Source organism: Pseudomonas sp. PB105 (assembly GCF_009764655.1).
Lineage (GTDB): Bacteria > Pseudomonadota > Gammaproteobacteria > Pseudomonadales > Pseudomonadaceae > Aquipseudomonas > Aquipseudomonas cyclaminis.
Window position 1 is genome coordinate 151,696 of sequence record NZ_RWIO01000054.1, and the last position, 12,418, is coordinate 164,113.

Annotated in this window: 9 protein-coding genes and 1 pseudogene; 4 read left to right on the forward strand and 6 right to left on the reverse strand. The window is 62.1% G+C overall.

The genetic code is table 11. From position 1 onward, the window contains the following. Positions 1–290 precede the first annotated feature (290 nt). A complete protein-coding gene (locus tag EJD88_RS14615) occupies positions 291–1,502 on the reverse strand; it encodes a multidrug effflux MFS transporter (protein WP_158878323.1) in 1,212 nt (403 codons plus the stop codon). Between the two features lie 102 nt (positions 1,503–1,604). Between EJD88_RS14615 and EJD88_RS14620 the strand changes: the two genes are divergently transcribed. After that, positions 1,605–2,711, forward strand: coding sequence for an efflux RND transporter periplasmic adaptor subunit (locus EJD88_RS14620; RefSeq protein WP_158878324.1), 1,107 nt, complete (start codon positions 1,605–1,607; stop codon positions 2,709–2,711). A gap of 2 nt (positions 2,712–2,713) precedes the next feature. Continuing rightward, complete coding sequence (locus EJD88_RS14625) at positions 2,714–5,797, forward strand: efflux RND transporter permease subunit (RefSeq protein WP_099583158.1); 3,084 nt, start codon at positions 2,714–2,716, stop codon at positions 5,795–5,797. 192 nt (positions 5,798–5,989) lie between these two features. Here the strand turns inward: EJD88_RS14625 and EJD88_RS14630 are convergent, their stop codons facing one another. From EJD88_RS14630 to EJD88_RS14650, 5 genes are all read right to left on the reverse strand, one after another. Next, positions 5,990–7,219 (reverse strand): M20/M25/M40 family metallo-hydrolase, encoded by a 1,230-nt coding sequence (locus tag EJD88_RS14630; protein ID WP_099583160.1) that lies wholly within the window; start codon positions 7,217–7,219, stop codon positions 5,990–5,992. Positions 7,220–7,266: 47 nt separating this feature from the next. Continuing rightward, positions 7,267–8,325, reverse strand: a complete 1,059-nt coding sequence (locus EJD88_RS14635; protein WP_158878325.1) for a diguanylate cyclase — start codon at positions 8,323–8,325, stop codon at positions 7,267–7,269. A 106-nt stretch (positions 8,326–8,431) separates the two neighbouring features. Then, a complete protein-coding gene (locus EJD88_RS14640) occupies positions 8,432–9,064 on the reverse strand; it encodes a LysE family translocator (protein WP_099583162.1) in 633 nt (210 codons plus the stop codon). Between the two features lie 70 nt (positions 9,065–9,134). Beyond that, positions 9,135–10,004 carry a sugar phosphate isomerase/epimerase gene (locus EJD88_RS14645; RefSeq protein ID WP_099583163.1) on the reverse strand — a complete coding sequence of 290 codons (870 nt, stop codon included), beginning with the start codon at positions 10,002–10,004 and terminating at the stop codon, positions 9,135–9,137. Positions 10,005–10,030: 26 nt separating this feature from the next. Next, entirely contained in the window at positions 10,031–10,195 is a 165-nt protein-coding gene (locus EJD88_RS14650) for a rubredoxin (RefSeq protein ID WP_016968943.1), read from the reverse strand. Between the two features lie 158 nt (positions 10,196–10,353). Here EJD88_RS14650 and EJD88_RS14655 point away from each other — a divergent pair, with 158 nt between their 5' ends. Together EJD88_RS14655 and EJD88_RS14660 are read left to right on the forward strand one after the other, a co-directional pair. Beyond that, positions 10,354–11,766, forward strand: a complete 1,413-nt coding sequence (locus EJD88_RS14655; RefSeq protein WP_158878326.1) for a PLP-dependent aminotransferase family protein — start codon at positions 10,354–10,356, stop codon at positions 11,764–11,766. A gap of 345 nt (positions 11,767–12,111) precedes the next feature. Further along, positions 12,112–12,418, forward strand: a pseudogene (locus EJD88_RS14660) (ribonucleotide-diphosphate reductase subunit beta); the annotation flags it as partial.

Consider the following 12,418-nt stretch of genomic DNA (forward strand, 5'->3'; position numbering starts at 1 on the left):
CCTATGTGGGAGGGGGCTTGCCCCCGATAGCTATAGGTATCTACACAACTCTTAAAAGTTGACACATAACTCTGTGGTGAGCGGGCTTGCCCCGGTACAAACCATGCGACCGGGTTCTGTCTGATACTGCGCGGTGTTTTTATTGGGGCGGCTTCGCCACCCAGCGCGGGGCAAGCCCGCTCACCACAGAAGCCCGCTCACCACAGAAGCGTGTTTGCCATAGATTCAGCATCCACTGGAAGTTGTGTAGATACGCGTGCCCCAATAGCGGTCGTTCAGCCTCGCCAAAACTAGGCATCTCCCACAAGAACCGGCGCCACACGCCGCTCACGCAATACGTGAAACGCCACAAACGCCATCACCGCAAACCCCGCCTGGATCATGATCATCGGTGTAGCGCTGCCATCGCGCAGTTGACTCAGCAGCACGCCACTGCACGTGGCGCCGAACATTTGCGCAAAGCCCATCAACCCAGCCGCTAACCCGGCGCGGTGCGCGTTGGGCATCACCCCGCCCGTGACCGAGCCGGGCAACACCAGGCCGCCGCCGAGCGTGGCCAGGGCAATCGGAATATCCAGGCCCAACACCGACAAGCCAAACAGGCCATAAATCACCGCTGCCGACACCCCACCGAGCGCTACCAGCGTCACCCCCATCGACACAATCCGCTGCGGCCCCAGGCGCAGGATATTGCGCCGGGTATAGGTGGAACCGACGATCAGCATCGACACGATCACGCCAAAATTGATGCCGTACTCCAGGCTGCTGAAGCCCAGCAAGTTGATAAACACCGCCGATGAACCGGCAATCACCGCGAACATCGCGCCATAGGTGCATGCCAACGCCACGGCGAATGCACGGTATGGGCGGCCCTTGAGCAAATCCAGATACTGGCCGCCCAGCGTGCGCCAATGGCCGGCCTTCGGGTCCAGGTATGCGTTGCTTTCACGAAAGAACCGCAGCGCCAGCAACAACACCACACTGCCGATCACCAGTGCCAGCAAGATCGGCGCATGCCAGCCCAACAATTTGATCAGCAGACCGCCAACCATCGGCGCAACAACAATGGCGTAGAGCATGCCGATCATGGTCAGCGCCAGGGCCGGCCCCGCTTCGGCTTTCCATACATCGCGCACCACCGTGCGCGCCAACACCAGCGCTGCGCAGGCGCCAAGCCCTTGCAGCACGCGGGCGGCGATAAATTGATGCATGTCGCTGACCAGCAGCATCGACAAGGTCGCCAGCACATACAGCAGCAACCCGCCGATCAACACCGGACGCCGACCAATGCGGTCCGACAAGGGCCCAAACACCAATTGCCCCAGGCCAAACGCCGCAACGAAGGCAGACAGCGCCATCAATGCCGAGCCCGGCGGTGCGACCAGCGCCTGCTCGATGGCGCCGAGGCCGGGGATGATCAGCTGGGTCGAGACTTCGCCGAGTGCCGTAAGGGCAACCAGTAGCAAGAGCAGGCTTCGCGACGGAACCGGGGCATTCGACATGGGGATTATCCGGGGGCTGGATTAATTTATATTTCGACCATAATATGCGTAAAAAATTATGTCCATAATTTTTTGCCCGATGGTCATCCCCTGGAGCCCGACATGAACCTTCTCCCGCTGCGCCTTCTCTCGCCCGTGGCCTTGCTGATGATCCTCAGCGGCTGCAACAGCCAGGCCGACCCCGCCGCCCAGGCGCCCCAACCACGACCGGTACTCGCCGCCAAGGTCGAAGCCGCCGGCACCCAACAAAGCGCCTACACCGGTGTGGTCGCGGCTCGTACGGAAAGCGACCTGGGCTTTCGCGTAGGTGGCAAGGTGATCGAGCGCAAGGTCGATCCCGGCCAGCATGTCTCCCGTGGCGACACCCTGTTGGTCCTGGATATCGGCGACTTCGAGCTGGCCCTGCGCTCGGCCAGAAACCGCGTCAATGCCGCCCAGGCGCAACTGCGCCAGCGCCGCGATGACGCCAACCGCTATCAGCGCCTGGCGAGTACCGGCGCCGTGTCGCGGCAGATCTTCGACCAGTCGGCGACCAACCTGCGCGTCGCCGAAGCCGAGTTGGCTTCGGCGCAATCCGACGCCAGCCAGATCGAAAACCGCCGCACTTACTCGGTGCTCAAGGCCGACGGCGACGGCATCATCACCGACGTACGGGTCGACCCCGGCCAAGTAGTCGCCGAAGGCCAGATCGTTGCGCGCCTGGCCCGTGACGGTGCCCGCGAAGCCATCGTCAACCTGCCGGAAAACCAGCGCGAACAGGCCTCGCAAAAAGCCCTGGCCTTCCCGTTCGGCGCGCCTGATCAAGCCGTAGCGGCCACCTTGCGCGAACTCTCCGCCAGCGCCGACCCCACCACCCGCACCTACCGCGCGCGTTATGTGTTGCACGGCACCGTCGACCGCTTCGCCCTCGGTTCGACCATTACGGTGCGCCTGCAAGGTAATGGCCAGGCGCAACAGACCCGCGTCCCCATCGGCGCGTTGCACGATGCAGGGCAAGGCACCGGGGTATGGGTGATCGGCGCGGATAACACTGTCACTTTCTCGCCCGTCAACGTCGCCAGTCTCGGCCAGGAAGATGCCCTGCTCAACAGCGGCGTGAGCCCCGGCTCCGTCATCGTCGCCCTCGGCGCGCACCTGCTGCACAGCGGCGATGCGGTACGCCTGCTGCCCGCCCAGGCATTGGCCCTCAACCGCAAACAGGACCAATGAACATGCGCGGCATCAATCTCTCTGAACTGGCGGTCAAGCACCGCGCCGTCACGTTGTTCCTGATCATCGCGATCCTGGCCGCCGGGATTTTCTCGTTCGGCAAACTGGGGCGCGCCGAAGACCCGTCCTTCACCGTCAAGGTGATGACCATCACCGCCGCCTGGCCCGGCGCCACGGCCCAGGAAATGCAGGAACAAGTCGCCGACCGCCTGGAAAAACGCCTGCAGGAGCTGGACTACTACGACCGCGTCGAGACCATCGCCCAGCCGGGTTTTGTGTCGATGCGCATGACGTTCCTCGAATCCACCCGTCCCGGCGAGATCCAGGACCTGTTCTACCAGACCCGCAAAAAGCTCAGCGATGAAGCGTCGAGGCTGCCCAACGGGGTGATCGGGCCGTTCTTCAACGATGAATATTCCGATGTGTACTTTGCGCTGTACGCCCTGGAGGCCGAGCACCTGCCCCATCGCCAGCAAGTGCAGATGGCTGAGGAACTGCGCCAGGGCTTTCTTAATCTGCCGGGGGTGAAGAAGGTCAACATTCTGGGCGAACAGGCCCAACGCATTTTTGTCGAGTTTTCCTACGAGCGTCTGGCGACTCTGGGCATCAAGCCCGACCAGATCTTCGCTGCCCTCGCCGCGCAAAACGCCGTGGCGCCGTCGGGCTTTGTGGAAACCGCAGGGGCCCGCGCCTATATCCGTATCGACGGGGCTTTCGACAGCCTGGCGCTGATTGAAAACGTGCCGCTGGAAGTCAACGGCCGGTTGCTGCGCATTGCCGATGTGGCGACCGTCAGCCGCGGTTATGAAGACCCGCCGAGCTACCGCATCCGCCATCAGGGCGATCCGGCGCTGATGCTCGGCGTGATCATGGAAAAACACTGGAACGGCCTGGAGCTGGACAAGCGTCTCAAGGCCGAGGAAGCGCGGATCCACGCAGACCTGCCATTGGGGGTGAACTTCGCCAAGGTCTCCGACCAGGCGAAAAACATCAGCCTGGCGGTGAATGAATTCATGCTGAAATTCTTCGTTGCCCTGGCGGTGGTGATGATCATCAGCCTGTTGGCCCTTGGCTTTCGCGTCGGCCTGGTGGTGGCAGCTGCGGTGCCGCTGACGCTGTCCGTGGTGTTCGTGATCATGCTGGTGACGGGGCGAGAGTTCGACCGCGTCACCCTTGGCGCGCTGATCATTTCCCTCGGCCTCCTGGTGGACGACGCGATCATCGCCATCGAGATGATGGTGGTCAAACTCGAAGAAGGCTTTGACCGCATTCACGCCGCCACTTACGCCTGGAGCTCGACCGCCGCGCCAATGCTGACCGGCACCTTGGTGACCATCATCGGCTTCCTGCCGGTGGGGTTTGCGCGCTCGGGCGCCGGGGAGTACGCCGGCAATATCTTCTGGATTGTCGGCTTCGCGCTGATTTCATCGTGGCTGGTGGCGGTGGTGTTCACCCCGTACCTGGGGGTCAAGCTGCTGCCGAACATCAAACCGGTGCCCGGTGGCCACGACGCTATCTACGCCGGGCGCTACTACCAGAAACTGCGCGCCCTGGTGGAACTCTGCGTGCGCAGGCGCTGGCTGGTGACCGGGCTGGTGGTGGCGGCGTTTGTGCTGTGCGGGCTGGGCATGGGCGTCGTGAAGAAACAGTTCTTCCCCGACTCCGACCGGTCCGAACTGATTCTGGAGGTGTACATGCCGCCCGGCAGCGCCTTCAAAAGCACTGAGGCGGTGGCGGCGCAACTGGAGAAGGCGCTGCTGCAAGAACCGCAGACAAGCATGGTCGACACCTACGTGGGCGGCGGCGCGCCACGGTTTTTCCTGTCGTTGAACCCTGAGCTGCCCGACCCGGCTTTCGCCAAATTAATCGTGCAGACCCCGGACTCCCACGCCCGCGATGCCCTCAAACTGCGCATGCGCGAACGTATCGCGGCCGGCGAATTCCCGGCGGCGCGGGTGCGCGTCACGCAATTGCTGTTCGGTCCGCCGGTGCCCTTCCCGGTGGTATTTCGCGTGTCCGGCCCGAATCTGGACGTGCTGCGCGGGCTGTCCGAAGACGTACGCAACGTCGTCGCCGCCAACCCACTGACCAAAGATGCCTTCCTTGATTGGGGCGAGCGCACCAGCGGTTATCGCCTGGTGCTCGATCAAGACCGCCTGCGCCTGCTGGGTTTCACCCCCAATGAAGTCAAGTCCCAGCTCAACGCCCTGCTCAGCGGCAATCCGATCACCGAGGTGCGTGAAGGTAATCGCACCGTGTCCGTCGTGGCCCGCGCCCAGGGCAACCAACGCGAGAACCTCGGCAACCTCAACAACATGACCCTGACCAACAGCGCTGGCACCTCAGTGCCCCTGGCCCAGGTCGGGCATTTCCAGGCGGTGATGGAAGAGCCGATCCTCAAGCGCCGCAACCGCGCGACCACCGTGGAAGTGCGCGCCGACATCATCGACGGCGTGCAACCGCCCGACGTGGAAATGGCCGTGTACAAAGACCTGCAACCGCTGATCGCCAAACTGCCGGCGGGCTACACGCTCGACATCGGCGGCCCGGTGGAAGAAAGCGCCAAGGCCAACGTCGCCCTGGCCGCGCTGTTCCCGATCATGATCCTGCTGACCCTCAGCGTGATCATGTTCCAGGTGCGCTCCTTCGGCGTGATGTTCATGGTTTTCGCCACCGCGCCCTTGGGCTTGATCGGCGCGGTGCCGACGCTGTTGCTGTTCAACCAGCCGTTTGGGTTCAACGCGATACTGGGGCTGATCGGCATCGGCGGCATTCTGATGCGCAACACACTGATCTTCACCGACCAGATTCGCCAGAACCAGGAACAGGGCATGGCGATACGCGAGGCCATCGTCGAAGCCACGGTGCGGCGGGCCAGGCCGGTGATCTTGACCGCGTTGGCAGCGGCGCTGGCGTTTATTCCGCTGACGTTGTCGGTGTTCTGGTCGTCCCTGGCCTATGTGCTGATCGGTGGAGTGCTGGTGGGCACGCTGTTGACGCTGTTGTTCTTGCCGGCTCTGTGCAGTCTGGTACTGGGGCGCGAGAAGACAAAAGCTGTCGAAGCTTCCCACGTGAACGCCGGATAAGCTCTACAGCTTCTCCCTGAAAACCTCTGCAAAGTCCTTCGCCTGATCACACAGTGCGAAGGATTGCAGATGGTTTTTTTCGTTAAGGCCCTGGTTGACGGGGCTGCCTCTTGATTCCCGTCATCAAGACTAATAGCGCCAATCTCTGTGGTGAGCAGGCTCACCACAAAGACCACACTGCGTACCGTCAATTCACCGCTTCGCCAACTCCATAATCATCCGACTCAACAGGTAAACCCGAGGCACCACACTCTCCACCTCCGCATATTCCTCGGCCGTGTGAATATTCCCACCCACAATCCCGAAACCATCCAGCGTCGGTGTCCCCACTCCGGCCGATAAACTCGCATCCGCCGCGCCGCCGCTGCCTTCGATGGTCAGCTTCTTGCCCAATTCCCCATAGATCCCTTGGGCAATCGCTACCAATTTGTCCGACTCCGCCGTCTGCGGCATTGGCGGCAGGCCGCGTTTGAGGGTGGTGGTCACGTCGGTTTCCGGGATCAGTTTGTTAGCTGAAACCCGCACCAGATCTTTCTCGATCCGATCAAACTCTTCCGGCAAGGCTGCGCGGACATCCGCCTTGGCGGTGGCTTGGTCTGGAATCACGTTGGTGCGGTCGCCGGCCTTGATCACCGTGAAGTTGATGGTGGTTTTCTTCTCTTCATCACCCAGTTTGCCCAGTTGCAGGATCTGGTGCGCGGCTTCCATGGCGGCGTTGCGGCCCAGTTCCGGGGCGACGCCGGCGTGGGCGGCTTTGCCTTTGACTTCGACCACGGCGGTGGCGCTGCCTTTGCGCCATACCACCAGGCCGTCGGCGGGGCGGCCGGGTTCGAGGTTGAGGGTGACGTCGTGGGCCTTGGCGGTGGTGCGGATCAGCTCGGAGGCGATGTCGGAGCCGGTTTCTTCGCTGGCGTCGAGCAGGAAGGTGATTTGCGCGTAGTCCTTGAAGCCTTGGTTTTTCAAGACTTTGAGTGCGTAGATGCCTGCGACGATGCCGCCCTTGTCATCCATCACGCCGGGGCCATAGGCGCGGCCGTCCTTGATGTGAAACGGGCGCTCTGCAGCCGAGCCTTCCTTGAACACGGTGTCCATGTGCGCCATCAGCAGGATCTTGGCCTTGCCGGTGCCCTTGAGGGTGGCAATCACATGGTTGCTGTTGGCGGCGGCGTCCGGCACGCGTTCGATGCTGAAGCCCAACTGTTTCAACTCATCCACGGCGATGTCGCTGACCTGGGTCAGGCCCGGCCCGTAGCCGGAACCGGAGTCGATATTCACCAGGCGCTCCAGCAGTTTCAGGGCCTCGGCCTTGTACTGCTGGGCATCCGCCTGGATCTGCGGGTGGAGTTCGGCGCTGTAGGCCGGGAGTGCGAAGGACAAGGCCAGCGTGGCGGCCAGGAGCGTACGGGGGAAGGTGAAGAGCATAAACCGGTCCTTGTTTTTTGTTGGGGGGGCCGCCACACCCTACCCCACTAAACGGACCGCAACCAACTCCCGTGCACCGCGCTGACACGGTTGCGCCCGCTGCTCTTGGCTTCATACAGCGCCAGGTCGGCATCGTTGAGCCAACCGGTGGAATCGGCATGTTCGGGTCGATACGGCGCCAGGCCGATGCTCAAGCTGGCGCGTAAGGTCGGGTCCTGGGCGTATGCCAGGGCATTGAAGCGGTCACGCAGTGCGTCCATGACTTCCGTGGCCCGGTTGAGCGGCATGCCCGGCAGGATCACACAGAACTCGTCGCCGCCGTAGCGTCCGGCCAGGTCGGTGGCGCGCAGGTTCTGGCGCAGTATTTTACCGAGTTGGCGCAGGACGATATCGCCCGTAACGTGGCCGTAGGTGTCGTTGATGGTCTTGAAATGGTCGATGTCGATCAGCGCAATCGCAGCGCCCTGCTGCTCGCGGCGGCAGCGTTGGAATTCAATCTCCAGCTGATCTTTCCAGGCGCCATGGTTGAGCAGGCCGGTCAGGCTGTCGGTGCGGCTCAGGGCGAGTAATTCACGTTTGTGCCGGGCCAGGTTCAGGGCCTGGCGGTAGCAGATCCAGCCAAGCGCCAGGGGATACAGCATCAGGATCGGCAGGCATGCGTAGAGTTGGACCAGGGTGGTGGTGGCGACAAAGGCCGGCGCGAAGATCAGCAGCGAGGCGCCGATGCCCAGCGCCTGCGCCAACCACCCCGCCAGCATCAGGCGGGGGCCGCCGAGGGCCACGTTGTTCATGGTCATCATCGACAATGTGGTGACGCTGGGCAGTGGATTGAAGTGCATGGCACCGACCCAGAAACCGCCGCAGAACGAATCGAACAACAGGTTGCCGCGCTCAGTGCGCAGCGTGTTGGCGGTTCGCAAGGAAAGTTGGAACGCCAGATGGGGCCAGACAAACGCGTTGATCAGCATCCACGCCCACACCCAGGGCGACGGGTGCAGCGGGTACATGCCAAAGACCACACACACCAGACCGAGCGTCAGCCCCAGGGTGCGGGATTTGTACAAACGAATAGCGAGCGGAAGTCCTTTTCCTCCGGCGGCTGGCATGGTCGAGGGTAATCCTGGATGAATGCCTGGAGTCTATCAGGGCGCCAGCAATTCGCCACTACCACTCATAAGCTCATCACCCGCGCAAATGCCCGATCCAAAGCGCTCAGTGGGAAAAACCCCGGGCCAGCATCAACGCTACGCCCAACAGCAACACCGCCGTGACCCGCTGCAACAGCACGCGGCGCTTGGGGTTTTCCAGGACGTGCTTGATGCGTTGGCCGAAGTAGCAATACAGGCAGCCGCTGGCAAATTGCAGCAACAGGAACGTCGCGCCGAGGATGGCGATATCCGCCGCCGAGCTGTGCTCCCCTGCCCCGGCAAACTGCGGGAACACGGCGCTGAACATGATGATGGTCTTGGGGTTGGAAAACCCGGTCAGCAGCCCTTTGCCGAACAGGCTGCGCGAGCCCTCCACGGCGCCGGCCTTGCCGATGGCCACGCCGCTGCTGGTCCACTGTTTGTAGGCCAGGTAGAGAATGTAGGCCACGCCGACAAACTGGATAGTCTGGGTGATCGCGAGGTTGCCCTTGATCAGCTCCGAGAAGCCCACGGCGAAGATCAGGATCGAAATCAGGTACGACACGCTGGCGCCGATCTGCGCCGGGATCGAGCTGCGCAAACCGTCCTTCAAGCCCAGGCTCAGCAGCAGCAGGGTCATGGGGCCGGGGCTGAAAGTCATGGTGGCGCAGAACAGCAGGAAATAGAGAAACGAAGACAGGGTTAACGCAGTGGTCATGGGCCAGGGCCTTCAATAAGTAGAAACGACAGCCGTGGGACGGGCACACCGGCGCCCGCCCCGGCTTCCATCAAGCGACAGCGATCTCGGTGGCCAGGGATTCGCGGTACATCACCGCCAGCTCACCGAGGGCCGCTTTGGCCGTCTGGTTGCGGGTTTCGAAGGCCACCAGGCCTTTCCAGTTGGTTTCGACAATGGCCTGCATCACGTCGGCGTAGTCGCAGTTGCCGTCATGAATGCCGAAGTGCTGGTCCTGCACGCCATTGTTGTTGCTGAAGGAAATGCCCTTGATCAGGTGGTGATACTTGCGCACCACCTCGGCCGGCAGGCCATCCTCGATATTGGCGTGGCCGGCGTCGAGGAAGAAGTACACGTTGCTGTGGGCCTGCAGACGCTCGAACACAAAGGCGTATTCCGCTTCATGGGTGAAGATGTAGTGAAACGGCCGGTAGTTGACGTAGTTCGACAGGTTTTCCAGGTAGATGTCCACGCCCTTGGCCTCGGCGTAACGCGCCAGTTCCTGCACCGACTTGAGGTAGTGCTCCAGGGCGACTTTCTTGGCCATCAGCACCATTTTTGGTTCGACGATGCAGCCCCCGTGGATGATCAACGGCGCGCCCAGACGGCTGGCAATGTCGACTTCCTTTTTCACATACGCCACGGCGGCCACGCGAAAGGCTTCGACGTCACTGCCCAGCGGCGCCTTGAAGTTGCCGTGGTAGACGGGCTTCACACCGGTGGCCGCGATCTGCGCTTGCAGACTGGCGATGCGTTCGTCGGTCCAGTCATCGACCATTTCGCCGAACAGGCTGCCATCGATATACCAATGGGTGCAGCCGCCTTCGATGGCGGTGTCTAGGCCCTTCTCGGCGGCGAGGTATTTCTGGTGGGCCACACCGGTACAGAAAGGTACGGCGGCGTTGATCAGGTTACTTTCCATGAAGCGATTCCTTTCGTGATGGAGGGTTACAGTTCAATGGCCATGAAATCGGCCTTGGTCACGCCGCAATCCGGGCATGTCCAGTCTTCCGGCACCTCTTCCCAAGGGGTGCCGGCCGGGATTCCGTCTTCAGGAATGCCCAATTCTTCTACGTACATAAATCCGCAGGGCGCACACATATAAGTCTTCATGAGAATGCGAAATCCATGGCTCGCTGGTAGGGAAGTTCGCCAATTCCAGGCGAGATGGCGCGCAGTCTAGGGGAGCGGCATTGCACAAGGCAGGTGAAGTAATGCCTAATCCGGCCTAACTTCACCGGTAAAATCACCAGTAAACACAAGGAAGGTTTATGTTCGTATCCGCCATCGCCTTTGTGGACGGCACGCCGAAGGTGCAACAGATCGTCGAGGCGTTCAGCCAGGCCATCGAGAACGGCGAATGGGCGCCTGGCAGCAAGTTGCCGTCGGTGCGCGAATTGACCCAGACCCTGGGCGTCAGCAAGTTCACCCTCAATGAAGCCCTGGACCGCCTGCGCGGGCGCCATCTGCTCACCTCCAGCCAGGGCCGTGGCTACTTTGTGGCGATGGACAGCGCACGCCCGGCCTCGGTGGCGTGGGTCGACCTGCTGCCTCAGGATCTGCTCAGCGTCTTGCGTCGGCCCCTGGTCACTGCCAGCGGCGAACTGCGCCCCGGCGGCGGCCACCTGCCGGAAGATTGGTTGGACGCCGACGCCATCCGCCAAGCCATGCGCAGCGTGGTGCGTGCGCCGTCGCTGCGCATCGCCGGGCTGGGCACGCCGGCCGGCTTGCTGCCGTTGCGCCAGGCCCTGCAACAGAAGCTGCACGGCGAAGGGTTGTCGGTGCCGGTGGAGCAGATCATCACCACCCCCAATACCGTGCAGGGCCTGGACATGCTGATGCGCCTGCTCGCCCGTCCCGGCGATACGGTGCTGCTTGACGCGCCGTGCTACTTCAACTTCCACGCCAACCTGGCGCTGCATGGCGTCAAGGTGGTGACCATCCAGCGCCGTCCCGATGGCTTCGATTTCGTCGCCCTCGAACAGCTATTGGCCGAACACCGCCCCAGCCTCTATCTCACCACCAGCGTGCTGCATAACCCCACCGGCCATTCCTTCAGCCCCAGCCAGGCGTTTCGGCTGCTGCAACTGACCCAGCAGTACCACTGCCATATCGTCGAGGATGACCTCTACGGTGACCTTCATCCCAACCCGCCACCGCGCCTGGCGGCCGTCGCCGGTCTGGATCAGGTCACCTACCTGTCGGGCTTTTCCAAGATTCTGAGCGCCAACACCCGCGTCAGCTTTGTGGTGGCCGCGCCGCAACTGGCGGCCAACCTGACCAATATGAAGTTGATGAGCGGCGGCGTGACCTCGGAGCTGTTCGAGCAGATCGTCTACCGCATGCTCAGTGAAGGCAGCTACGCCAAGCACCGCAAGCGCATGGTCCAGCGCTTGATGGAGGCCGGTGGGCGCGTCGAGCAATGGCTCAAGCGCTGCGGCTGTGAGTTGCCGATGGCGTATGACGGCGGGATGTTTATCTGGGCGCGCCTGCCTGCGGGGGTCAATGGCGAGCTGTTGGCCCAGGAGGCATTGAAACGCAGCATGGTGCTGGCGCCGGGCGCGCTGTTCGGCTACGACCCGGCCCATCGTGATTCGATGCGTTTTAATGTGGCCCATACCGATGAGCCGCGGGTACAGCGGGTGTTTGAAGCGCTGTTGCTCAAGGCAGTGCGCGCGCCTTAGCGGCGATGGGCCAGGGATCGCACATGGGACATCGGCGGCTCGCTCCTTGAACAGAATCTGTTAGAAGCGCCCAAGCTAAACGATCTTAAAAACCGCCAATAAATATCTTTTTAGAATTAGCTTAGGCGCGGGTCTCTGCGGCAGTTGCGCTCTTCTTGTTCGTTGACCAACCGTGTAACACCCCATATAGTGTGCCCACAAACAAAACAGACCACTACATAGTGTGCAGTATCGGTATTTGCCGACCACACTATGCGCACTATTTCAATGCCTGACAGCCTGCAAATCGCATATTTTTTGGACGGGTTCTCATGCCGCCAAACCAGAACAGAAGGGAGTATTTCAATGCTGAGTTGGGATGAAGTCGACAACGAGGACACCGGTGCAGCGGTGATCAAGGGCGCCAACGCCGGCCACGCCAGTGAAGCCAACATGGACCGCCTCGACGGTGCCGGCGCTGCCGCCGCGCTGGAAGCACGCCACGTGACCGCCAACGACTCCGCCGCGATCATCCGCGCCAAGGCTGCCCTGGACAAACTCGACGTCGCCGAAGGCCTCGCCGAACTCGAAGGCTCCGCCGCCCGCGTCGCCGTTGACGAAAAGCGCATGATCAACTGCCGCGCCGACCTCAACCAACTCGTACCCTTCAAGT